This window comes from Caldithrix sp. (assembly GCF_056497305.1).
Genome location: NZ_JBSMDE010000152.1, coordinates 1 through 24,629 on the forward strand (window position 1 = coordinate 1; position 24,629 = coordinate 24,629).

A 24,629-nucleotide genomic window follows, 5' to 3' on the forward strand; every position below is an offset into this window, starting at 1 on the left:
TGAAAAATCAGGCCTAAGGCCCTGGCCAATTTTACACAAAGCAAAACGTAATTCGAGCTTCAACCCGAGACCAGGATTCCGGCTTTCGCCGGCACCCTCAGGAATGACCTGTTTAGAATACTTCCCTTAAAACTTATAATCCCGCTTAGCGGGATGCGAAAATTTTTGTGCTGAAGATCCTAACCCCCCGGCCCCCTTCCCTTCTTTTAATAAAGGGAAGGGAGAGCAAATTGTGCCGCTTTGATGAGTCTTCGCCTTACATGTCAACAAATTTTATTTTTATTGAAATCTTTGTGCTCTCCGTGGTTGTTTTTGGTTGCGGCTATGTTGCTTTTGATTTCCTATGGTCTGGTGGCTTTAGAAAATCAACGGAAACAAGAGCTGAGGTAAAAAAATAAATGTTTGAAAATCACCTCAAAGCTAATAGGATTTCTGCTAACTTGTGAGAAAATTGGCAGGTTATCTAAAATTTCCGCAGGTAATCCATCTTCAAAGTTTTGTTGACCGGGGAATGCCCTGTTGCTCTAATACTCAACGTCTCCCAGATCATTCAGGCGGCTCTATGCCCAGTTTGCGCATTTTACGAAACAGGGCCGAACGATGGATGCCCAGAAGATCCGCAGTTTCCCGAATTTTCCAGCCGGTTACTTTTAAAAAACGCAGAATATATTCCCGTTCAAATGCTTGTACAGCCTGTTCCAGTGGACCTTGTATGGTATCATTAACAAGAACTTCTCGCCCCAATGCCAGTTCAACTTCTTCGACATCGATGCGCGGCCCTGATGCAAACACCGCAATTTTTTCTACCAGATTTCTTAGCTCGCGTACATTGCCAGGCCAGGAATAGTTTTGCAGCAAATTAAGCGCCTGAGGCGTAAAATCAACCAATCGTTTATTGTAGGTTTGAGCAAATTGACTCAAAAAATATCGGCTCAAGAGCACCACATCTTCCATCCGTTCCTTTAGCGGAGGTACTTTTATCTGTACCACCTTCAATCGGTGATACAGATCAGCGCGAAACCTACCTTCTTGCACCATCTTTTCCAGGTCTTGATTCGTGGCAGAGATGATGCGCACATCCACTTTGCGCGGGAAGGTTTCGCCCACCACTTCCACTTCCCCATCTTCCAGAGTTGTAAGCAATTTAGCTTGCAAGCGCGGATCCATATCCCCAATCTCATCCAGAAAAAGAGTTCCGCCATCAGCTGCCACAAATTTCCCCACCTGGTCGCGGATTGCGCCTGTGAAAGCGCCCTTCTTATGTCCGAATAACTGACTCTCCAGCAGCTCACCGGGAATGGCGGCACAATTTAATTTTATGAATGGTTTTCCATTCCGTGTGCTCCGCTGGTGGATGGCGCGTGCGATCAGTTCCTTGCCGGTTCCTGTTTCGCCAGAGATCAGCACTTTGGCATCGGATGGCGCAACTTGTTGGATTTGATAAAAAACCTTTTGCATGGCCTGGCTCTGGCCTAATAGAGGAAAGGCCTCCCCAAGCTGAGCCAATAGATTTTCCTTCTCAATCCCCCAAAAACGTTTCTCAAGCGCATGTTGAATCGAAATCAACAAACGATCGGCCTCGAGCGGCTTTTCCACAAAGTCGTAAGCGCCAAGTTTGATGGCCTGCACCGCTGTAGAGATATCGCCCTGTCCGGAAATCATAATAATCGGTACCAACGGTTGCATTTCCTGCAGTTTTTTCAACAAAGAGATTCCATCCATCCCTGGCATCTTTACGTCCAGGAGCACACAATCAAACGCCTGTTGTTGAAAAATTTCTTCCACTTGCAGGGGATTGGAGACGGTCACAATTTCATAACGCTTGTAGCGTAACAAATTAGCAACAGAAATTAAAAAACTTTCGTCGTCATCAATAGCAATAATTTTAGGCACCATTCTCTCCCTGAATGTTTCCATATGGCAACATAATTCTCAGAACTGTTGCAAATCCGCTACGTGAGACAATTGTAATTTCGCCACCATGATCCTCAATGATTTTTCGGGCAATGGTCAGGCCCATGCCTGTTCCCTCGGACTTCGTAGTAAAATAAGGTTCAAACACTCTTTCCTGTACATCTTTCGCTATTCCCGGGCCGGTATCGGCAATGTCAATCTCAACGAAACTCTGAAATTGTCTATCCAAATATTGTGCCAGAGTGGAGGTAATCAAAATCATTCCCTTCCCTTGCATCGCGTCAATGGCATTTTCAATAATGATATGAAAGACCATTTCCAATTGTAAAGCATCGGCCCACAGACTATCGTATTTTTCATCCAGCTCTAACTGAATCGCTATTTGTCCATTGAAATAGCGAGAAAAACGACTGATCGCGCGTTCTACTATTTCTTTTAGAGAGATTAACTGCAGCTTCGGCTTTTCCAGGTTGGTAAATTTCAGGAAATGGCGCGTCATCTGGCGCACGCGATTGAGTTCCTGTAAAATTAATCTAAAATCTTCTTCCAGAATGTTGGCCTCAGGATAGAGATCATTTATTTTCATCTGTAACGTTTGCAAGCTCAGATGAATAGCCGACAGCGGGGTTTTAATATCATGGGCCATTTTTTGAACGGTTTTGCTCCATACCTGTATTTTTTGATCAACATGCTCGTTCCCGGAGGGCTTCACCTCAATTACATAACCGGCTGGCACGCCGAGAGCTCCAGGCTGGACAAAGCCCCTGGTCAATACCGACGTTTGAGAGAAGTTGAATTCTTTTTCCAACAATTTTTGTTTATCCATTAGATTTTGAATAAAGGCCACGAGCTCAGGGCGCTCCTGCAATCCATCAGTAAATGAAACGCCTTCCTGTAAATGGGTTGAAAGTTTCAAAACATGCTCAAACCTGCCGTTTACCTGCCGAATTCTTCCCTTAAAATCCAACAGCAAATAACCCACCTGAGAAAAACGGAATAACTGTTTGTGCATTTGATGAGTGGAAGAATGATGTTGATACTGAACAAAAAGGACTCCGAAAATTATAAATAAAATAATCGCCAGGCCGGTTCCTGCCGGAAAACGCATCCAGTACCAGGGATTATTGCTATATCGCATAGTATAGAGGAATGATTCAGTCTGGAAAATTAAATCCGCCGGCTCTTTCCCACGTTTACACACCGATAACATTACGCTTCCCTCATTCGTTGGGATATCGGGAAGCACTGTAATCTGTTTAAAATTCGGTTCTACAATTAAATATCCATCCGGGCCAGTCGCCAGTAATTCATCCTGCAGATCATTGTCAAAATCCATCTGTTTTAGTATTCTACCAATACCATGGGGTAGTTCGATTGTGGTAATTGGCTTTAATTCTGGAGATAATTCCATTAATTTATTGTTAGAAAGATTGCACAAATACAGATGTTTGTGAATATCCTGCGGAATGCTAAAAAGGAACCAAACAATTTTACCGTTTAATTTTCGTTTACGCAATAACTTTCCCTGAGTTGTGTACAAAAGAAGAGCCGGTTGTACATCCAGTTTGCCGAAATATCCTTTACAAACAGCGATGTAATTTTGCTCCTTATGCTTCCAGAAGACATTGATATTATGACTAAATGCCGGGGAAAAGGGGATGGGCTTAAACTTAAATTGCAAATCGAGATTAAAAACCATGAGCCAGCTTTGATTGTCAGGATAGGCAATGGCATTATCTGGGTAATTATATGGCGAACTGGCAAAGTGAAAAATCAATTCCGGGTTCTTATCACCGTCCAGGTCTAATAGTTTCAGCCCCCCCAGGTAAGCTCCCATCAGAGGTGATTTAGCAACAATACGCTGGTGTCTTATATCAAATTTATATAAACGACGGGGCTGGAGGCTGTGCCCGGTCATTATGGAGAAAAACATCTCTTTGAAACCATCCCCATCAGAATCATAAAAGACGGCTTCAATACCATGTACGTCCCAGATTTTTTGAGGATGGGGATTCACTTTCGGCGCGCGAACAATAAATTTCCGGTAGATGAAAAAGCGATTTGGATAGCGGGGATCAAAACTGTAAAGAAAAAGCGAATCTTTTCCTTTAGTAAAGAAATAGACCTCATCATGGGAATCATTGTCAAAATCGGCAAAAAAGATAGAATTACGTAACCATTTCTCAGAAAAATTCCATTGATCGATTAGCGTGCCTTTTGAAGTATAATATTTAACCCCTATTTCATTCCAATTAGGATCGTTTTTAAAAATCAAATATTCACTAAAGCCATCGTGGTCAAAATCATTGTAATAGTATTCAACCACCTGTCGGTTAACACGCGCCTTTTTTATGATTTGAATGCGATTAGGGGCAAGCCAAGGATTAAGGGCCTGCATGATCAAAATAGCAAAACCGATGGCTAATGTGGCCAAGAGGAAGTAAGCCCTGAGTAAAGAAGCATGAACTTTTGGAGCTGAAAACTTTGTTCGTTCCATTAAACCAATAAGTTTATTCCATTAAACCTTTTGCTTACAGAATAATTCAAAAGAATAAATCCTTTTCGGACTAAATCTTTACTTCTGTATTTCTTATTTAAAAAAAAATAAAAAATAAAGCAAATTATGTTGCAAATTGGCAACATTAAATCTAAAATGTTGCCAATTTGCAACATTTTAGAATACTTCCTTCAAGACATCTAATGCTTTAACGTGCGAAAATTTTTGATGCAGATCCTACCCACCGCCCCTTCCCTTCTTTTAATAAAGGGAACAGGGCCGGGGGGATGGGTTTTAAAGCAAAAGCTCGCCATAAATGCTTCGCCCTCACAAAGTCGCGGATTGAAGCACGAGTTACATTGCTCTTTTGAATGTTCTGCCAATGTAAGGGATTCTCAGAATGACATGCCGGCACGGTTCCTCACCGCCTGGGCATAAGTTGCCCCTTCGCAAATTAATTCGTAATTCGTCATTCGTAATTTTTAATTTTAAATTATTTGTACATTCATGGCCCTTTGTGTTTTTTAAATTAACCAGATATCGATTGAAATATTTTAAAGCGCCTGTTCTGCCTTAAAATTGTAAGATTTGTCTGACTATCGGTTTCTCGGTATTTTGAGCAGAGCTGTACAATTTCCATTTTTTTTGAGTTTACCAATGTAGCGTATTGCACATGCATAAACTCTCAAAAAAGAGTCCCCTCATAGTCTGAATCCAGAACTCTCCGCAAGCGGTTTGATTAAATAAAGAAATCTTAATTGGGAGGCCGCAAAAAGAAAAATCAGCTAATTCTTTTATTATCAAAGCATTGCATCTTTCTTCGCTTCTTAAAATATCACAAAAGTGTAACAAAAAGGTTAATTTTTATTGAAATCTTAAATTTTTATTCAATGTACGGAATTTGTTTGGGCAGGCTTCTGTTTTAATGCTCAGATGTTAACAAAATGATTTACCAAATTTAAGGAGATTCAATCATGAGTAAGTTGAGCAACAAGCAGAACCGGTCCAAAAGACTGATCAAATTCGCTTCAAGCACGGTTTTAATGAGCGCTATGGCCACCATAGGTGGACAGACTACCCAGGCTAATGCAGCCAGTTATTCGGTAATGGGCAGCGGCGCCGAGGTCAGAGAAGCATTGAGTACCATCAATTCGTTGCAAAAACCAGCAGAATTAGGATGTGGCGCTAAAACTACCAAAACTTCGAAAGACAGTAAAACAACGGAAGCTAAGTGTGGCGAAGGTAAATGCGGTGGCGAAAAAAAGGATTCTAAAGCCAAAGAAGCAAAATCGGTTAAAGAGTCTGCGGCTAAAAAAGTAGAATCGAAAACGACCGAAGCAAAGTGTGGCGAAGGTAAATGCGGTGAAGGTAAATGCGGAAATAAAACCAAGGCCAAAGATGCCAAAACAGTGAAAGATGCCAAAGCCAAAACAGAATCGAAAACTTCCGAAGCCAAATGTGGTAACTAAACTCCCATAAAGAAAATCATCGGAGCCAGGCAATTATGTCTGGCTCCTATTTAGAACAGGAGAACAACATGGTGCATGGCGCAGGATTAGGTTTAAGAAGAGATTTAACCGCTGATCTGGTCGGTTTGCAAACCAATAAACCGTCCTTTGTCGAATTTGCCCCGGAAAATTGGATGGGCATGGGCGGATTCTGGAGAAAACAACTGGAAAAGGTAGTGCAGGAATATCCCATCATCTGCCACGGATTGTCCCTGTCATTGGGTAGCGCTGAGCCCCTGGACTGGCAATTTCTTAAACAATTAAAACAATTCTTTAAAGAGTACCCGGTTCTCCATTACTCAGAGCACCTGAGCTTCAGTAAATGTCAGAATGCCCATTTTTACGATTTACTACCCGTTCCCTTTCGTGAAGATGCCATTAAACATGTCGTAGAACGCATTAAACAGGTACAGGATTTTTTAGGGCGTAAAATAGCCATTGAAAATGTAAGCTATTACACTACAGCCGCCCCGGAAATGGACGAAGCCACGTTTATCAGAACCATTATTGAAGAAGCGGATTGTCATCTGTTGTTGGATGTCAACAACGTTTACGTCAATGCCTTTAACCATGGTTATGATGCAAAAGAATTTATTTTGAGCTTGCCCCTGGAACGTGTCAGTAATTTACACATGGCCGGTCATGAGAAAGTGAGCCCCGATCTAATCATCGACACCCATGGCCAACCAATCATTGATCCGGTTTATGAATTATTTGACTGGACTATTAAAAACCTGCCTCCAGTACCGGTTTTATTGGAGCGTGATTTTAATATTCCAGAGATCGAAGAGTTACAGATGGAATTACATCAATTGACTTCGATCATGGAAAAACGTTGGGAGAGACACCATGTCGCTATCCGTTGAAACGCGTCAGCTTATGGAGCAAATGCATGAATTCGTGCGCTCCGGTAAAGAAGTCAAAATTCCCGGCATCAGGCCCGAGCGCATGCTTCACTATCGTCGCCTGATACGCAATGTGTTTGAAGATACCTTGAGCCGTGCTTATCCAATTACGGTAGCTGTTTTAAGCGCGGAAGAATGGAACCAGATGCTCGATGCCTTTATGGCAGAAGCTGAACCTCATACCCCGTTCATCTGGAAAATGCCTTTTGAATTCTATGTGTTTGTTTTTAATGAAAATTTTGCTGCGCAGTTTAACCGGCCCTATCTTGATGATCTAATGTTTTTTGAATGGATAGAGATAGAATTGTTTACCATGCCTGAAAAGCCTGCTCTACCTTTTAAAGAAGAAGGAGATTTTCTGCAGGATAGAATAGTCGTTAATCCAGACCACCAGATATTCGAATTAGAATTTCCGGTACATCAAATGCCGGCTGCCGAAGCGGTTAAATACCAGGGACAATATTTTGTCTTAGCTTTTCGCCATCGGGAAACAGGAATTGTAAAGTTTGTTGAAATTGATCCGTTATTGGCTTTAATCTGGCAGCATTTAGCTACAAAGAGCCAGACCGGTAACCAGGTCATAAAAGAATGCCTAACCCTTATCGGTCAGAGAACCCAGGAACAATTGGTCAGCAGCTTGTTACCGTTTTTTAATGATATGCTGTTGCAGGGCGCCCTTTTAGGCTTTAATTAGAAAAGTTGGAGTGCAATCGATGAAAGAACTGTATTTGAAATTTAAATTATTGGCCGAAAAATTCCGGGACCTGCCACCACTGTTTTTTAGATTGGTCATGGCTTACACCTTCTGGCAGACCGGCCTAAAAAAGTTGAGTGATATTGAGGCCATTTCCCAGTGGTTTGCCAGCATGCATTATCCTTTGCCTACATTAAATGCCTATCTATCGGGCGTTACTGAATTTGGCGGAGCTATCCTGCTGGTTTTAGGACTGGCCACGCGTCTTATTTCAATTCCACTAATGTTTGTCATGGTAATAGCCATTGTTACTGTACATTTAGGAAATGGCTTTGAAGCCGGTAATAATGGTTTTGAAATCCCCTTATATTATTTGTTTATGTTGTTTAGTCTTGTTGTAAATGGAGCAGGTCGGATTAGCGCAGATTATCTGATTAGTAAGCGATTGGAAAAATAGAAGTGCGAATAAATTCCGATTTTTTCTTTTAAGCGTCCAATAAACCGATTAAATAAAAAAGCAACCTCTTTCTGTAGCTTGCTATGGGAAAATAAATGAGGTAAATGCGTCTAAAAGTAAAAGAAAACGGGTTACTTCCAGTGTGATGGAAGAACCCGTTTTTTGGTTATGTTACATGAAACGCCTGACTCTTAAAACATTACAGGCCTGGCCGATATCTCAAAGACGCTTGCATTCCGGTTAAACGCCTTGCTAGCCAGGGAGCCTTCCTTCAATCGATTTTAAGGCTATTAAAAAATTCCACTAACATTTTCTTTTGCTGTGCGCTCAAATGGGCCCGTTTAGTGTGCTTCTCCAACACGGCGTGCCAGTCGTTGCGTTTCACCTGGGGTAAACGATGACAAACCGTGCAGCGATTTCTGAACAATCGTTCTGCTTCGGAAACGGGTCTGTTACTCCCTTTTTGTGGCACACATGCAAAGCCGGTTAAAACAATAGACACCACCAGTAGTAAAAGAGACTTGCTCATAATCCAATGCCCATCAAAAAACGAACCCGCACATCATCCGCCTTTGAAGTGAGACCAAAAACGGCCCCGATGGAGTACCACCATTCGCCCGAAGCTACCGAAATGGTTGGCCCCAGGTAACTGTTCACCTCGATCTGGCCACCCTCCGGTTCCAGGCGAGATGTCGTTTCAAGGCCAGCGATGAATCTGGGGGAAAATTCAAAGGAAAGACCGGCGTCAAACCCAAATTCTTGTTTACTGCCCGGCGCAAAAAAGTATTCGTACACCGGGTTCATTGCCAGATTAAATCTGTCGATCTGGCGAGCCAGGATAAGTTTGGCTTCGAATTTATTGGGTTTGCTAAAATCAATAGAGCGCTTGTATTCAAAATAGAGTAGCGGATCAAAAATGTAGGCGCCTGCCTGGGCTATACGATATCGAGTGCGAAATTGAACGGCATCCCAGGTAAAAGCCTGGCCTTCCGATTGGCTGAAAATTTGATAAACTGAAAAATCCCAACGATCGGTAATGCCATGCTCGACCTCAATACGATATTCCCAGAAGTCCATCGTGGAAATCCGGGTGGTCTGGTAGAATTCCAGTTCTGTGTTGCTGGCTGGCAGAGTCATGTATTGATAGGTCCACACATATTGCCGGCGATCGGCAAAAAGCGTAGCGCTCAAAAGTAGAAGACCCAGAATGGCCAGAGTCAGATAACGGGACATAAAACCTCCAGTTGTTAAATTACTCCTCTTGTGTAAAATTAGTTAATCATAAGTTATAGTAATAAAACAAAAGAGTCAACTATTTTACAATAGGGGCGCATTCTGGCCATTTATTTTGCAATTTTGGAAAGCGTTGTCGCCCAGTTTCTTAAATGTGGGAAAAGATAGCAGGGCGAAAACAGATAAAACCTTGAAAAAACGGGCTTCTTCTATTGGCATGCATATTGGAAAACTACATTATAAAATGTAGAAAAGAAACATTTAAAAATAAATTAGAGGACGTTATGAGTCATTCTATCGAGTACTATGAACCGGTTTTTACCATTGGTACAGTAGCCAAAAAGATTGGCGTTGCTGTACAAACCATTCGTTTGTACGAACAGGAGGGATTGATTCTGCCTTACAAAACGGAAACTGGGCGACGCATGTACAGTATGTTCGATCTGGAGCGCCTCAAATGTATTCGTCGCATGATTACCGAAGAAGGCGTCAATATTCAGGGCATTAAGAAAATCTTTTCCTTTATTCCCTGTTGGGAATTCAAAGGCGGATTGGACAAAGATTGCCTTTCCTGTCCAGCCTATTATGAAGCACAGGGCCCCTGCTGGAGTTTGCGTCAGAAGGGTGAAAAGTGTTTAACAGAAGACTGTCGCCAATGCGATGTCTATCGCCTGGAATTTCATTGCAATAAACTTAAATCGGTCATTTTCGGTCATGAAAAAGAGTAAAGAGACACATAGGAGGTTTGAATGAAGCGACTTTTATCCTTGGTGGTGGAACCGCCGGAACCATGATGGCCAACAAATTGGCGCCCGTTTTAGACGCCAATGAATGGCAAATTACCCTGGTAGATCAGGAAGAAACCCACTACTATCAGCCTGGCTTTCTGTTCATTCCCTTTGGTATTTACACTCGCGACGACGTGATTAAACCCAAAAGGGATTTTTTCCCGCCCAATGTAGAAGTGATTCTGGCTCGTATTGAAGAGATTCAGGCTGCTGAGAACAAGGTTAAGTTGAGTAATGGCAAGATATTACATTATGACTTGATGATCGTTGCCACCGGCAGCCGCATCGCTCCCCAGGAAACCGAAGGTTTAACTGGGGACGGCTGGCACAAAAACATTTTTGACTTTTACACCCTGGCCGGAGCCGAAGCCTTACGCAATTTTATTAAATACTGGGACGGCGGGAAAATGGTGGTCAATATTGTTGAAATGCCGATTAAATGTCCTGTGGCTCCACTGGAATTTGTCTTTTTAGCTGATTGGTATTTTACGGAACAGGGAATGCGTGATAAAGTGGAAATTGAATTGGTCACGCCCTTACCCGGCGCCTTTACAAAGCCCATTGCCGCTAAATTTCTGGGACAATTTCTGGAGAAGAAGAACATTAAGCTCACCTCCGATTTTAGTACCGGACGCGTTGACAGCGCAGAAAACAAAATTTACTCCTGGGATGAAAAAGCGGTTGATTACGATTTGCTGGTAACCATTCCGACTAATATGGGTGCCGAAGTCATCGGTCAATCAGGGCTGGGAGATGATCTCAATTTTATACCCACAGATAAGCACACTCTGCAATCCAAACAATACGAAAATATTTTTGTCATTGGGGACGCCACCGATTTGCCCAGTTCCAAAGCCGGTTCTGTAGCCCATTTCGAGTCGGAAGTGCTGTTCGAAAACATTTTACGTTACATTGACGGCCGGCCTTTAAAAGCCGATTTTGATGGCCATGCCAATTGTTTTATTGAATCCGGTTTTGGTCGGGGCATTCTAATCGATTTCAATTATGATGTAGAACCATTACCAGGCAAGTTCCCTTTACCTGGCGTTGGCCCTTTTTCATTATTACAGGAAACGCGCATGAATCATTGGGGAAAAATGTCCTTTCGATGGGTGTACTGGAATCTCCTGTTAAAAGGAGCTGAGCTGCCCATCGAGGCTCAGATGTCAATGGCAGGAAAAAAGAGGCAATAACCATGGAAAACAAAACATTAGCATTAGAGATTCAAAAATTGCACCAGAAGATAGATGTCATCACCGAACATCTAAGTCAACAGGAAAAAAGGGCGCAGGAGTTTCAGGAACTCAAGGCAGACCTGGCGATCATTGGCAAGGATATGTTCGATGCAGCCGTTGAAGAACTGGAAGATGTAGCCCCCTATTTCGATACACGAGATTTCGTTTATCTGCTTAAAATGGTGTTACGTAATGTGCGCCCGCTGACACGCCTGTTGCAACAGGTGCAAAGCATGGACGATCTGGCCCAGGATTTACGCCCCCTGGGCAAGCAGGCCTTTCAGCAATTACTGGAAACCCTGGACCAATTGGATCGCAAAGGTTATTTCGCCTTCTTCGGCGAATTCGTCAAAATCATGGATACTATTGTCACTTCTTTTACTGTAGAAGATGTGCGTTTATTGCGTGAAAACATTACTACCATTTTATTGACCATTAAAAATATGACCCAACCAGAAATGTTGAGTGCCATCAATAACGCACTTGATTTCTTCCAGAAGCTGGATATGGATGTTACGGAAGAGATCTCCCTATTGCGGATTATGAAAGAGATGAATAAACCAGAGATCAAGCGAGGCATCTATTTTATGCTGCAATTCATGAAAAATGTTTCCATACCCAGGCACCTTGAAAACAGTGAGTAATTGGGTTCAGGTGCCAGCTGGAGTGATTGAGTTTGGGCTAAGCATTCAAATGAGGCTCATTTAATCTTGATGAAAGGTTCAAACTTTTTTCAGAAAACAAAATGATTAAACCAAACTAAATAGAGTTCTGCATTTAAATAAAAACAAGGGATTCTTCGCCGTCCCGATTCTCGGGACTCCTCAGAATGACAGCCACAGGTTAATTTTGCAGAACTCTAAAACCAAACTAAATTGAAAGGAGGCAATTATGCCAACTAAGACATTAGCCGGAAAAACAGTGGAAGTAACCGATGAAGGATTTTTAGTCAACCCTTCGGATTGGAGCGAAGAGATGGCTCCGGAGTTGGCTAAAGAAGAGGGTATTGGTGAACTTACGGATATGCACTGGAAAGTCATCCGCTTTATGCGTGAGGAATTCCAGAAATCCGGGCAAATTCCCACCATTCGACGCATTAAAAATGCAGGAGGGGTTCCCATTAAAGACCTCTATCAATTATTCCCGGATGGTCCAGCGAAAAAAGCAGCAAAAATTGCAGGCCTGGGAAAACCTCAGGGTTGTGTTTAATTAACCAAAATGGGAGGTGCCAGTCATGGCCGATGAAAAAATTAAAAAAGTTTCCATCATCATTTCCAAAGGATCTCTGGAAGGCGTTTACCCCGGTTTAATCATGGCCAACGGGGCGCGCATGGAAGGGATTGAGACCAATGTCTTTTTCACATTTTTTGGATTGGAGGCCATTATAACAAAGAAAATGGACAAATTGAAAGTAGCAACCGTGGGCAATCCTGCCATGCACATCCCCTCGCTTATCGGCATTTTACCGGGCATGTCTGCTATGGCTACCAGGATGATGAAAAAGGAGATGGAAAAATTGGACATCCCGCCCGTCAGTGAATTTATTGAAATGATTCATGATGCCGGGGGTAAATTGTATGCCTGTAAAGCTACCGTTGATATGTTCCATTTAAACAAAGAAGATTTTTGCGAGCAGGTGGAAGATATTATCAATGTCGGTAAATTTTATGAAATAGCAGCCGGCGGTCAGATTATTTTTACCTGATGGTCGTTACAGAGATGCTCCTTACCAAATTCCCTCCTCCCCCCCGAAACCATTGTTGGTTCCGGGGGGTTCTTACTTTTAAGAAATCCTACCCACGCTCTAAAGATGAAGTTAAAGTTATTAACCACAAAAAAATCAAGCTATTAACAGATCATTTTTTTAAATGGCATATTAATTGCAATATCTCCATCAAACGATATAGATATTTCTACAGAAAATAGTAAAGGAATGAAATGGTCGAAAAGAGGGAGTCCAAAGCGCTGCTTTATCCCATTGGCCTGGTGGCCAAGATGTTTGATATTTCCGTTTCGACCTTGCGGCTTTATGAAAGTGAGGGATTAATCATTCCGCACAAAAGTCGGGGCCATCATCGTTATTTTACGGAAGCGGATTTGCATCGCATTGAATGTATTCGGGATTTGCTGGAAAAACAGGGCTTAAATTTTGCGGGTATTCGCTTGATGCTGTCCACTATTCCCTGCTGGGAATTAAAACCCTGTTCAGAAGAAGATCGAAAAAGCTGCGATGCTTATTACAAGTCTCTGGTTCCCTGCTGGATGGTAGAAAACAAGGGCGATCGTTGTAAAAATGAAAATTGCGCAGAGTGTCCGGTTTATCTGGAATCTGCGCAGTGCGCGAATATTAAAGTCATTTTAAAAAAATACTGGAGGACACCGTTAGATGAAGAGCAAGATGAAACGGCGTGAATTTATCAAGATCGCCGGCGCTGGTACCGGAAGTCTGGTGGTGGGGTCAAAGCTCTACGCCTCGTTTGCTAGAGAGAACGAGCTGCCAGAAGATAAAGGCGGAAGCGTAGAACGTACGCCCACCTATTGCGAAATGTGTTTCTGGAAATGCGCCGGATGGGTTTACAAAAAGGATGGTAAACCCTGGAAAATCGTTGGCAATCCGGATGATCCCAATAGTAACGGAAGATTTTGCCCGCGGGGCACGGGAGGGATTGGCATGTACACCGATCCTGACCGTTTGAAAAAGCCGTTGATTCGCGTGGAGAAAAACGGCAAACAGGTGTTTAAAGAAGCTACCTGGGATGAAGCGCTGGATTTCATAGCCGAAAAGATGAAAGACATCGCCGAGCGGCACGGGCCGGAATGTATTGCCCTGTTCAGCCATGGTTCAGGTGGTTCCTATTTTAAAAATTTGTTACATGCCTTCGGTTCCCGAAATGTGGCTGCTCCTTCGTATGCCCAATGCCGCGGTCCGCGTGAAGAGGCCTATCTGCTCACCTATGGCGAGGCCATCGGTTCGCCGGAAAGAACCGATTTGATCAATTCTAAATGCATTGTTTTGATTGGTTCGCACATTGGCGAAAATATGCACAATTTGCAGGTGCAGGAGTTCAGCGAAGCGGTGGCCAGAGGCGCAACCATTATTACGGTGGATCCGCGCTTTTCTACGGCAGCCAGTAAGTCCAAATACTGGTTACCCATTAAACCAGGCACCGATCTGGCATTGCTTTTGGCCTGGATTCATGTGATCATTTACGAAGAACTCTACGACAAGGAATATGTTGAAAAATACACCTTTGGTTTTGAACAATTAAAGCAGGCCGTTAAACATAATACACCGGAATGGGCCTATCTCATTACCACCATCAAGCCTCATCTCATAAGAGAAACGGCCCGCGAAATGGCTAAAAATGCACCGGCAACCATTGTCCATCCCGGGCGGCATGTGACCTGGTATGGCGATGATACACAACGTGTACGGGCCGGGGCCATCCTCAATGCTTTGTTAGGTTCCTGGGGGCGTCGCGGTGGTTTCTATTTCCCGACAAAAGCCCACCTGCCCAAGATGCCCATTCCCAAATATCCAGAGCCCAAAAAGAATTGGAAGATGGCTTTCCCTGGTAAATTTCCTGTAGCCAATCTGGCGCTCTCTTCCGGCATTTGCGAGGCTACCATTCCTTCGCCTGAGCGAGACTGTTCTTTTAAAGGCTGGATTGTGTATGGAACGAATTTGATCAAGACGCTGCCCCAGCCCCAAAAAACGCTGGAAGCCATTCAGAATTTAGAGTTGCTGGTAGCGATTGATATTTTACCGGCAGAAATTACAGGCTGGGCCGACGTGGTGTTGCCGGAATGTACCTATTTAGAGCGTTACGACAATCTTCGCTTATCGCCAGGCCGCGTTCCATCGGTTGCTTTGCGAGCTCCGGCCTTTGAACCGAAATATGATTCTAAACCCGCTTACTGGATGGCCCGCGAGCTGGCCAAAAGACTGGGTCTGGAAGCCTACTTTCCCGCTGAAACCATAGAAGAGTATCTCGATTACCAATTAAAGTCGATTGGCAGCAGCCTGGAGGAGATGAAAAAGATTGGCGTAAAATTGCTGCCTGAAGAAGAACACCGGTTGTACCTGGAGGATGGTGAGGATTTTGAATTTGCCACGCCAACGGGTAAAATTGAGCTCTATTCTACCATTCTGGCTGAATACGATTTTGATCCCATTCCCCGTTACAAACATCACGAAGAACCGCCGGAAGGATATTATCGCCTGCTTTATGGAAGAGCACCGATGCACACCTTCGGGCGTTCCATTAACAATCCCAATTTAAATGATTTGATGGATGAAAATGCGGTCTGGATTAACTCCAAAGTCGCTAAACTGTGGGGCATAAAGAACAACGAATATATTCGATTGGAAAATCAGGACGGCGTGCTTTCAGAACCGGTTAAGGCCAAAGTTACCGAAAGAATTCGTCACGATGCGGTGTTCATGGTTCACGGTTTTGGCCATACAGATAAGCGCCTGCGCAGAGCCTACGGCCGGGGTGCTGATGATCAAAAACTGATTACCCGCGTAAACGTTGATCCTTTGATGGGCGGTACGGGCATGCGCGTTAATTTTGTGACATTCAGAAAGGAGGAAGCCTGATGCCTCGATATGCAATGGCCATAGATACCAAACGCTGTGTGGGCTGCGCCGATTGCGTGGTAGCCTGCCAGACAGAAAATAATGTACCGGTCGGTTATTGTCGCGATTGGATTGTGCAAGAGACCAGTGGCGTGTTCCCTGAACTGCATCTTGAAATTCGCTCCGAGCGCTGTAATCACTGCGAAGATGCTCCGTGTGTGCGCACCTGTCCGACCGGCGCCAGTCACATTGCCGAAGGCGGCATTGTTCTGGTAGAACACGATGATTGCATTGGTTGTAAAGCCTGTATTGAATCCTGCCCTTATGATGCGCGCTACGTTCATCCGGAAGGCTACATTGACAAATGTACGTTCTGTATTCATCGCGTAAAAGAAGGCAAGGATCCGGCCTGTGTGAGCGTCTGTCCTACCCATGCCATGATCTTTGGGGATTTAGAAGACCCCAACAGCGAAATTTCGAAGGTATTGCGCACAAGGCAGCACAAGGTACTCATCCCCGAAGCCGGTACGCATCCCCATGTGTACTATTTGTTGTAAGCAGAAAGGAGTTTAAGCAATGCATGAAATAGAAATAACCTCCGGACGAATGAATCCTGAAATTGATCCCATTCTTCATGCCTGGGGCTGGCCTATTCCGCTCTACCTGTTTTTAGGCGGGCTGGTCGCAGGAATTCTGTTTTTCTCTGCTCTTTTCTATTTACGGAATGAGAGCGAAAAATACAAAACCGGGGTCAAAGTAGCGCCCATGTTTACCCCTTTCTTTTTGAGCATCGGCTTACTGGCTTTGCTCTACGATCTGAGTCATAAACTGTATTTCTGGAAATTGTTTACGACCATTCGTGTTGAATCGCCCATGTCGTGGGGGGCCTGGACGTTGTTGATTATTTTCCCACTGAGTATTTTGTGGAGTTTTTTGTTCATTAAAGATGTTTTCCCCAACCTGAGCTGGAATTCCAGGTTATTAGATCAATTGCAGGAACTGGTCAGGAAATTAGCCAAACCCATAGCCTGGGCTTTGCTGCTTCTGTCCATTGTTCTGGGGATTTACACGGGCATTCTGCTCTCGGCTTTTAACGCCCGGCCCTTCTGGAATACTTCCATCCTTGGCCCTCTGTTCTTAACATCCGGGCTTTCCACCGGAACAGCCTTCGTAATTCTGCTGAGTAAAGATCATCATGAAAAAATGGTTTTCAGCAGAATTGACATGTGGTTAATTGCCGTTGAAATGTTCCTGATCATTCATCTGTTCATGGGCTTTTTGGCCAGCATTCAGGTACACGAAGATGCCGCTCATCTCTTTTTAGGCGGGCCTTACACGGCTATGTTCTGGACTTTCGTTTTTGCCCTGGGCTTACTGGTTCCTTTCTTAACCGAATTGATGGAGTGGCGTGGGTACAAAGTGCCCACATCGGTAGCGGCTGTTCTGGTTTTGATTGGTGGAATCATTTTCAGATTTATTGTGGTCGATGCCGGGCAATCCTCCCGGTGGTTATACAAATTTATGCAAAGTAGTTTAAAATAGTGATGAGGTAAGTAAAATGAAAGAACAAAAATTCTGGAATCCTTATGTAGCGGGCGTAGGCCTGGGGATGACTTTGTTGCTGGCCTTTGTGCTGGTGGGGCGCGGTCTCGGCGCTTCAGGTGCCCTGATGCGTTTTGACGTCTGGATGTTGAAATTAATTGCTCCGGGTCACGTGCAATCGAATCCTTATTTTTCCAAATATGCTGAACATACGCTTTCCAACTGGCTGGTTTTCGAGATTATTGGCGTCATGATTGGCGGTTTCCTTTCTGGCGCGCTGGCTGGCAGGTTAAAAGTGAAGACCGGTAAGGGACCGAATATTTCGGTTAAGGGGCGTTGGATTATGGCCTTTGTTGGCGGCGCTCTGGTTGGCTGGGCTGCCCGTCTGGCCAGAGGTTGTACCAGCGGCCTGGCATTAACAGGAGGCGCAACGTTAAGCCTGGGAAGTTGGGCTTTTATGTTCGCCGTTTTTGCCGGCGCCTACGCTACTGCGTATTTTGTTCGTAAACAGTGGATTTAAAGGAATGGAGTGAGAAAATGGCACCCTTTTATAAATTTGGATACTTTGGTACCGAAACCAGCTTTATCATTGCCCTTATCCTGGGCATCAGCTTTGGCTTCTGGCTGGAACGCGCTGGTTTTGGTGAAAGCCGTAAATTAGCTTTGCAATTTTATTTTGAGGATATGACCGTTTTAAAAGTCATGTTCACGGCGATTGTGACCGCCATGTTAGGTCTGATGTACTTAACTCTATTTGGCTGGCTGGATTTAAGCAAAGTCTATGTGAATCCCACCTACCTTGGCGCCCAGGTCTTTGGCGGTCTGGTCTTTGGCATTGGTTTTGCCATGGGCGGCTATTGTCCGGGAACATCGGTGGTGGGCGCCGTGTTAGGGCGCATCGATGCCTTTTTCTTTTTGGGCGGTATTCTGTTTGGCATGCTCGTATTCGGTGAAATGTTTCCGCAGATTGAAGGATTGTACAACTCCGGATTCATGGGGGCGGCCAAAGTAACCGATTGGCTGGCCTTACCCAGCGGACTGACCGCCTTTTTTGTGGTGCTTTTAGCCATTGGCATGTTTTTAGGCGGAGAATGGTTAGAGAAAAAGTTCAGAAAGGAGCCCCAATCATGAAAATATCTGCTAAACTCTTTGGGCTAAGTTTGCTCTTTATTTTAGGATTTATTCTGGCCTTTGCTCCGGTGGACAAAATGGCGGTTCATCAAATGACAACGGAGCAGCTTTTGGCCGAATTGCAACATCGCAACTACTACATTTCGCCGGATGATCTGGCCCACATGATCATTGACAAAGAGCCTGGCTTTGTGGTTGTGGATATCCGTTCCAGGGAGGACTATGAGAAATACCACATTCCCGGTAGCATCCACGTGCCATTGGAAAAATTACTGGAAAGTGAAGAACTGAAATCGCTGGCCGATGAAAATACGATTATTCTGGCTTCGAATGGAAATACTCTGGCTTCACAAGCCTGGCTACTGTTAAGGGAAAATGGTTTTAACGACGTACTCATTTTACAAGGCGGATTAAACTATTGGGTGGAGGCTTTTAACAACCCCAAAAAACCGACTGGTTTTTACACCGACGATGAATTGTTCCGCTACCAGTTCCGTAAAGCAGCCGGGCCGGTGGTCATGGGCAACAAATGGGTCAATCAGAGCGAACCGCAAACAGAGACGCACATCTCCAAACCGGTCATCCGCAAAAAGAGCAAGAAAAAAGCAAAATTTGATGAAGGGTGTTAACTCTTCTTTGCGCAGCAGATATCCTCCCCCCCGGGTTCTGCTGCGCTTTAACAACCACCTGCCTCCAGCCTTCATTCATGTCATTTCGACCGATGTCCCGATTGCGCGTCGGAATATAGCGGAGAAATCGTTGTCCATTGTAAAGGCGAAGTATTTTCATCGAAATGGTTGCAATTATGGCGACCTCTTTGTGGATGAGTTAGAATGGCACTTGAACAAAATTCTGGTAAAGTTTCGAGCTTAAGCTCGAGTTACGTTGCGCTCATGATTGACAGACCACGCCAATCAACGATTTCCGGGCATCCTGAGCCAACAAATCATTCTTAAAAGAAAATGAGAAGCCACGTCGCAAATACGCACTGCCTCCTTTGCGCTATTGCTGTTTTAAGTTTTTACTTTAGCCATTGAAACAAATCGTAACTACAAAAACAAGCAATCTCTCAAACAAGATTGTTATGGATCAATGTTAAAAGGCAAGTTACACTTTACTTCTGCGACAGCGCAGTTACCTGTTCATATTAACTTGCATTGAAAGGCTGTAACAATTAATATTACCTATCATAACGTTCAAGCCAAAAAGAGGAGGGAAGTCTCATGGGATTAACCATCGATAAAATTCGTGAACTTCTGGGAGACGAAGCCGATACCCTTTTGACGCATGAATGTAAAACCATCCCTAAAGAAAAACTTCATTTACCCGGCCCGGATTTTGTGGATCGTATTTTTGTACCGAGCGATCGAAGCAGTAATGTCCTGAGGAATTTAAGCTGGATGTTCAATACAGGACGGCTGGCAGGTACGGGCTATCTTTCCATCCTTCCGGTTGATCAAGGAATCGAACACTCGGCAGGCGCCTCTTTTGCACCAAACCCAGACTACTTTGATCCCGAGAACATTGTGAAGCTGGCCATTGAGGGGGGCTGTAATGCGGTGGCTTCCACTCTGGGAGTGTTGGGCGCTGTTTCGCGCAAATATGCGCACAAAATACCCTTTATTGTTAAGATCAATCACAATGAACTGCTGACCTATCCCAATAAATATGATCAAATCCTCTTTGCCAATGTTGAGCAGGCCTGGAATATGGGGGCCACTGCCGTGGGCGCTACCATCTATTTTGGTTCGGCGGAATCCAATCGCCAGATTCAGGAGATTAGCGATGCGTTTAAGTACGCGCACGAACTGGGTATGGCTACCATTTTGTGGGCCTACCTGCGCAATTCGGCCTTTAAACATGAAGGCAAAGATTATCACCTGGCAGCCGATACCACGGGACAGGCCAATCATTTAGGAGTGACCATTGAAGCCGACATCATTAAACAGAAACAACCCGAATTGAACGGCGGTTTTACAGCGCTTAAATTCGGCAAGACCCATCCCGATATGTACAGCAAACTGGCCAGCGATCATCCCATTGATTTAACTCGCTATCAGGTGGTTAATTGTTACATGGGGCGCATTGGTCTTATTAACTCCGGTGGGGCTTCGGTAGGCGCAGGCGATCTGGCCCAGGCGGTGCGCACGGCCGTCATCAACAAGCGGGCCGGAGGCATGGGCCTGATCAGCGGTCGTAAAGCCTTCCAGCGCCCGATGAAGGAGGGCATTGAGTTGTTGAATGCCATCCAGGATGTCTTCTTAAATAAAGAGGTGACCATCGCTTGATTTTTTTTAGGTTCTGTGGTTTGTCCACAGAACCTATTCTCCTTTGAACCTCGTTCAGGTTCATCCGCTGTAACTCTCTCTTTAGAATCTGTGCATTAAAGGAAATCGATTCCGTTTTTAGTCATTTTTTTATTGGCTCTATCGAGCCAATGCGATTCTGGAGAGTCGCGCTACGGGATTACAAAATTTTTGTGCTGAAGATCCTAACCCCCCGGCTCCCTTCCTTTCTTTTAATACAAGGGAAGGGGGAGCAAATCGTGCAACTTTGCTGAGTTATGCTCTAACATGTTAAGATGTTTTTTCAATATTCGCCAATTTTGTGAATGCTTTGCCTGTCCGGTGGCCAGACGGGCCTGTCCCCGAAGATCGGGATTTTCGCTGCGCTCCAACCGGCTGCACCTGCCAGACGGATGCTCTCTGTGGTTGTTATTCCTTAGCGGAAATGTTTTTGGTTGCGACTCTGTTGCCTCAGGACCAGCTTTTCATTCCCTCACCCAAAACGGCGTTGCAATTTACCAACCTGCCTGTCAAAAAATTTTGAATTTAATTAGATTTTAATCGCGCTTTCCAATAAATTGCTTTCATTAAAAATCATAAATCGAGTCTGGTCATGAAAGAGGTTTTTGTCGAGGTCGTTTTTAATTTACCCATTAATCAAACGTTCAGCTATCGTGTGCCTGATGAATTACAGGGAGTTCAACCGGGCATGCGTGTTCTGGCGCCCTTTGGAAATCAATTTCTGACCGGCGTGGTGGTTATGAAACGCGACCGCCCTGGCTTCACCAAAGTAAGGGATATCATCGATCTGTTAGACGAACATCCCCTGCTTACTGAAAAGATGCTTGAATTAACGCGCTGGATTTCGGAGTACTATTTAAGCAGTTGGGGACAGGCCCTCTTCTTAGCCCTGCCCCGAGGAATTGAAGAGGCCGTAAAAGAAAAAGTTTTTATCCTGAAAAGCCTGCCGGATGAAACCCTTACAGAACGCCAGCGCGAATTGTTTCTGGTTATTGCCGAAAATCCGGGTAACACTAAAGCCTACTACCGGAAAAAATTTGGTTATTCTTCCTTTTACCAGCTATTGAATATCCTTAAAGAAAAAGGGTTTGTGTATTTCGAAAAAGAATACATTGCCGCCCAGGCCAGAGAGTTATTTAGAACCTTTGTGCAGATTAATCCGGATTACCCCAGGTTAAAAGAGAAATATGATGATTATTTGAAATATCTGAAACGTAGGCCGGAAATCGATGTCTACATGATGAAAAATTTAGGGCAGGACATTTTGCGATCCCAATTTTTAAAGGAAACGCGCATGTCGCCGCCTACATTAAAAAAAATGTGTTCCTATGGATTGTGCCAGCTGGTGAATAAAAAGGTGGAACGCACCATTGATTTTGAAGAATCGGATGAACCGGAAATAGTACATCTTACTGAGGAACAGGCAAAGGCCGTTGAGACCATTGAGCCCTATCTGGAACAGCAAACGTTTAAAACCTTTTTAATCCATGGCGTAACCGGTAGCGGGAAAACACAGGTTTACATTGAAATTTTAAAAAAAGTGTTGCAAAAAGGGAAAAGAGCCATCATTTTAATTCCGGAAATTGCCCTTACGCCGCAAACGGTGCGCCGTTTTAAAAAGATTGTGGGCGATGAAATTGCCATCTTTCACAGTAAAATGTCGCTTGGCGAACGGCTCGATTACTGGCATGCCTGTTACGAAGGCCGGATTAAGTGCGTGGTAGGCCCCCGTTCGGCGTTGTTTGCTCCGGTGGAAAATCTGGGCCTGATCGTGGTCGATGAGGAACACGAACACACCTACAAGCAATCCGATTTGAATCCACGCTACAATGCCCGCGACGTGGCCATTTACTGGGCGCGGATGAACAATGCCGTTGTGTTGTTGGGGTCGGCGACGCCCAGCCTGGAGAGCTATTACAATGCTTTACAGAAGAAGTACATTCTCATCGAGATGAAAAAACGGATCGATGATGTAAAAATGCCCCAGGTCGAGATTATCGACATGCGCAAAGCCAGAAAGATCGGGCAGGGCGAACTCCGCCTCTTTTCACAGGTATTGATCGATAAAATCAACGACCGGTTGTCCAAAAAGGAACAGGTGATTTTGTTGCAAAACCGACGGGGCTTTTCCGCCTTTGAACAATGCAGCGAGTGTGGGTACATTCCTATTTGTCCCAATTGCGACATCAGTTTAACCTATCATGCCCATGGAGAAAAATTACAGTGCCATTTGTGCGGCTACACCGTGCCCGCTTACCAGATCTGTCCTAATTGCGGCGGAAAACAGATCGTGTACAAGGGAACCGGTACGCAGCGCATTGAGAAAGCCTTAAAAGAGCTCATTCCGGAGGCGCGGGTTTTGCGCATGGATCGCGACACCACCAAAGGCAAACATGCCCATCAACTTATTCTACAGGCATTTGCCAGCGGTGAAGCCGACATCTTGTTGGGCACGCAAATGATTGCCAAAGGGCTTGATTTTGGTAACGTCACTTTGGTGGGCGTCATTTCGGCAGACGTGGGACTCTCCATTCCTGATTTTCGCGCACCCGAACGCATCTTTCAGCTTTTGACCCAGGTGGCCGGGCGTGCGGGCCGGCGGCAAAAAGAGGGTGAAGTGGTAGTGCAAACCTACTCCTTTTCCCATTACGCCATTCAGTTCGCTAAAAAACACGACTATGTGGGCTTTTTCAGAGAAGAGTTAAAACATCGTCAAAATTTCCGATATCCGCCCTTTGTGCGCCTGATTCAAATTCTGGTTTTAAATAAGGACTTTCTGGAAGCGCTCAACCAATCCAGAAAAATTGCCGGCCTATTAAAACGAAATGTCTCTCAATACGCTCAGGTGCTTGGCCCGGCGCCCGGGATTATCCCCAGAATGAATAATTTGCACCGTTGGGTTGTTACCCTAAAACTCAATCCGCAAAGCGATGCCAGCGGCAAAAAGAGCAAAAGATTGCTCCTTCAGCGATTGGGTTCTATGCTGGAAAAACGACAAAAAAATCAACAAATAATGATCGATGTGGACCCGATTACTCTGAATTGATGTGTAAAATGGCCAGCCATTCCGGCCTGCTTTTTTGAATGCTTCCCTTAAAAGATCTTTTACTTTAGCGTGCGAAAATTTTTGTGCTGTGTGAGGAAATAAAATTGTTGAATTGTTGATTTGTTGAACGGTTGAATGAGCATCCGGCCGACCATTTGTCGAGAATGGGGCACGTGTAAGAAATCCCCAATACATGTTAAAATTTCACACACAAGTCTTCCCCCTCTCCCAGATTTTTATTCTGGGAGGAGGGACCGAGGGGGTGAGGGCTAATTCGTGAAATGACTTCCGCTGTTGGATGGGAAGAGTTAAGAGTGTATGAGTTAAAGGATTCCGGGGCACCGGTCTGTCATTTTTTAAAGAAGTTTTTTGGTTGCGGCTCTGCTGCCTTATAATCTGTGCAATAAGCAAAATCGATTCCGTTTTTAGTAATTTTTTTTTTGTCTATATCGCCCCAAAGCGACTCTGGAGAGTCGCGCTACGGGATTACAAAATTTTTGTGCTGTGTAAGGAAGTGAAACGGTTAAATTGTTGATTGGTTGAATTGTTGAATTTTTGAATGGCATGTCCCCGAGGAATGTGATTTGGAATGACGCTCAGCACGAAGCCTCACTGATTGTCATTTCGACCGATGCGCGGAGCGAAAGCGACGTGCAGAGTGGAAAAATCTTTCTCAGGCGTAAGGGCGAAGCATTTTCCTGAAGGTTGTTCCAATTAGCGCAACCTCTTTGTGTACAAGTTAAAATCGCTCTTGAGAAAGACTTTGCAAAAAATGCTTCGCCCTTACAACG

23 protein-coding genes are annotated in these 24,629 nt (G+C 44.4%); 19 read left to right on the plus strand and 4 right to left on the minus strand.

The annotated features are described in order from the left end of the window. Positions 1-546 precede the first annotated feature (546 nt). Entirely contained in the window at positions 547-1,896 is a 1,350-nt protein-coding gene (locus ACWB0I_RS12600; RefSeq protein WP_479388422.1) for a sigma-54-dependent transcriptional regulator, read from the minus strand. Next, positions 1,886-4,411, minus strand: coding sequence for an ATP-binding protein (locus ACWB0I_RS12605; RefSeq protein WP_479388423.1), 2,526 nt, complete (start codon positions 4,409-4,411; stop codon positions 1,886-1,888). Before ACWB0I_RS12605 ends, ACWB0I_RS12600 begins: the two co-directional genes overlap by 11 nt. A gap of 974 nt (positions 4,412-5,385) precedes the next feature. Between ACWB0I_RS12605 and ACWB0I_RS12610 the strand changes: the two genes are divergently transcribed. The 4 genes from ACWB0I_RS12610 to ACWB0I_RS12625 are packed head-to-tail and all read left to right on the plus strand — an operon-like array spanning position 5,386 to position 7,975. Further along, the gene (locus tag ACWB0I_RS12610; RefSeq protein WP_479388424.1) at positions 5,386-5,880 is read left to right on the plus strand and encodes an HvfA family oxazolone/thioamide-modified RiPP metallophore; all 495 of its coding nucleotides are present in this window, start codon (positions 5,386-5,388) and stop codon (positions 5,878-5,880) included. A 35-nt stretch (positions 5,881-5,915) separates the two neighbouring features. Next, positions 5,916-6,785 (plus strand): HvfB family MNIO-type RiPP peptide maturase, encoded by an 870-nt coding sequence (locus ACWB0I_RS12615; protein WP_479388425.1) that lies wholly within the window; start codon positions 5,916-5,918, stop codon positions 6,783-6,785. Further along, entirely contained in the window at positions 6,769-7,518 is a 750-nt protein-coding gene (locus ACWB0I_RS12620) for an HvfC/BufC N-terminal domain-containing protein (RefSeq protein ID WP_479388426.1), read from the plus strand. Before ACWB0I_RS12615 ends, ACWB0I_RS12620 begins: the two co-directional genes overlap by 17 nt. Positions 7,519-7,537: 19 nt before the next feature. After that, positions 7,538-7,975 carry an HvfX family Cu-binding RiPP maturation protein gene (locus ACWB0I_RS12625; RefSeq protein WP_479388427.1) on the plus strand — a complete coding sequence of 146 codons (438 nt, stop codon included), beginning with the start codon at positions 7,538-7,540 and terminating at the stop codon, positions 7,973-7,975. Between the two features lie 271 nt (positions 7,976-8,246). On the opposite strand, the gene ACWB0I_RS12630 is transcribed toward ACWB0I_RS12625, so the two are convergent. Next, positions 8,247-8,504, minus strand: coding sequence for a hypothetical protein (locus ACWB0I_RS12630; RefSeq protein WP_479388428.1), 258 nt, complete (start codon positions 8,502-8,504; stop codon positions 8,247-8,249). Then, a complete protein-coding gene (locus tag ACWB0I_RS12635) occupies positions 8,501-9,208 on the minus strand; it encodes a hypothetical protein (RefSeq protein ID WP_479388429.1) in 708 nt (235 codons plus the stop codon). Before ACWB0I_RS12635 ends, ACWB0I_RS12630 begins: the two co-directional genes overlap by 4 nt. Positions 9,209-9,492: 284 nt before the next feature. Here ACWB0I_RS12635 and ACWB0I_RS12640 point away from each other — a divergent pair, with 284 nt between their 5' ends. The 15 genes from ACWB0I_RS12640 (at position 9,493) to priA (ending at position 23,838) form a co-directional block, all read left to right on the plus strand. Next, complete coding sequence (locus ACWB0I_RS12640) at positions 9,493-9,936, plus strand: MerR family transcriptional regulator (protein ID WP_479388430.1); 444 nt, start codon at positions 9,493-9,495, stop codon at positions 9,934-9,936. A 17-nt stretch (positions 9,937-9,953) separates the two neighbouring features. Further along, a complete protein-coding gene (gene sqr, locus ACWB0I_RS12645; protein ID WP_479388431.1) occupies positions 9,954-11,189 on the plus strand; it encodes a type III sulfide quinone reductase, selenoprotein subtype in 1,236 nt (411 codons plus the stop codon). Positions 11,190-11,191: 2 nt separating this feature from the next. Then, complete coding sequence (locus tag ACWB0I_RS12650) at positions 11,192-11,875, plus strand: DUF1641 domain-containing protein (RefSeq protein WP_479388432.1); 684 nt, start codon at positions 11,192-11,194, stop codon at positions 11,873-11,875. Positions 11,876-12,122: 247 nt separating this feature from the next. Beyond that, positions 12,123-12,440: a TusE/DsrC/DsvC family sulfur relay protein gene (locus ACWB0I_RS12655; RefSeq protein WP_479388433.1), complete on the plus strand. Its 318-nt coding sequence runs from the start codon at positions 12,123-12,125 to the stop codon at positions 12,438-12,440. A gap of 25 nt (positions 12,441-12,465) precedes the next feature. After that, positions 12,466-12,936 (plus strand): DsrE/DsrF/DrsH-like family protein, encoded by a 471-nt coding sequence (locus ACWB0I_RS12660; RefSeq protein WP_479388434.1) that lies wholly within the window; start codon positions 12,466-12,468, stop codon positions 12,934-12,936. Between the two features lie 233 nt (positions 12,937-13,169). Further along, positions 13,170-13,643, plus strand: a complete 474-nt coding sequence (locus ACWB0I_RS12665) for a MerR family transcriptional regulator (protein WP_479388435.1) — start codon at positions 13,170-13,172, stop codon at positions 13,641-13,643. Next, complete coding sequence (locus ACWB0I_RS12670; protein WP_479388436.1) at positions 13,618-15,834, plus strand: molybdopterin-containing oxidoreductase family protein; 2,217 nt, start codon at positions 13,618-13,620, stop codon at positions 15,832-15,834. Before ACWB0I_RS12665 ends, ACWB0I_RS12670 begins: the two co-directional genes overlap by 26 nt. Further along, positions 15,834-16,370, plus strand: coding sequence for a 4Fe-4S dicluster domain-containing protein (locus ACWB0I_RS12675; protein WP_479388437.1), 537 nt, complete (start codon positions 15,834-15,836; stop codon positions 16,368-16,370). Before ACWB0I_RS12670 ends, ACWB0I_RS12675 begins: the two co-directional genes overlap by 1 nt. A gap of 19 nt (positions 16,371-16,389) precedes the next feature. After that, positions 16,390-17,355 (plus strand): NrfD/PsrC family molybdoenzyme membrane anchor subunit, encoded by a 966-nt coding sequence (nrfD, locus tag ACWB0I_RS12680; RefSeq protein ID WP_479388438.1) that lies wholly within the window; start codon positions 16,390-16,392, stop codon positions 17,353-17,355. A 16-nt stretch (positions 17,356-17,371) separates the two neighbouring features. Further along, entirely contained in the window at positions 17,372-17,875 is a 504-nt protein-coding gene (locus tag ACWB0I_RS12685; protein WP_479388439.1) for a YeeE/YedE thiosulfate transporter family protein, read from the plus strand. Positions 17,876-17,892: 17 nt separating this feature from the next. Then, a complete protein-coding gene (locus ACWB0I_RS12690) occupies positions 17,893-18,486 on the plus strand; it encodes a YeeE/YedE thiosulfate transporter family protein (RefSeq protein WP_479388440.1) in 594 nt (197 codons plus the stop codon). Beyond that, positions 18,483-19,115, plus strand: a complete 633-nt coding sequence (locus tag ACWB0I_RS12695; RefSeq protein WP_479388441.1) for a rhodanese-like domain-containing protein — start codon at positions 18,483-18,485, stop codon at positions 19,113-19,115. Before ACWB0I_RS12690 ends, ACWB0I_RS12695 begins: the two co-directional genes overlap by 4 nt. Beyond that, the gene (locus tag ACWB0I_RS12700; RefSeq protein WP_479388442.1) at positions 19,102-19,359 is read left to right on the plus strand and encodes a hypothetical protein; all 258 of its coding nucleotides are present in this window, start codon (positions 19,102-19,104) and stop codon (positions 19,357-19,359) included. The genes ACWB0I_RS12695 and ACWB0I_RS12700 overlap by 14 nt, the downstream gene beginning before the upstream one ends. Before the next feature lie 350 nt (positions 19,360-19,709). Continuing rightward, positions 19,710-20,774, plus strand: coding sequence for a class I fructose-bisphosphate aldolase (locus ACWB0I_RS12705; RefSeq protein ID WP_479388443.1), 1,065 nt, complete (start codon positions 19,710-19,712; stop codon positions 20,772-20,774). Positions 20,775-21,384: 610 nt separating this feature from the next. Then, the gene (priA, locus tag ACWB0I_RS12710) at positions 21,385-23,838 is read left to right on the plus strand and encodes a primosomal protein N' (protein ID WP_479388444.1); all 2,454 of its coding nucleotides are present in this window, start codon (positions 21,385-21,387) and stop codon (positions 23,836-23,838) included. The last annotated feature ends 791 nt before the right edge of the window (positions 23,839-24,629 follow it).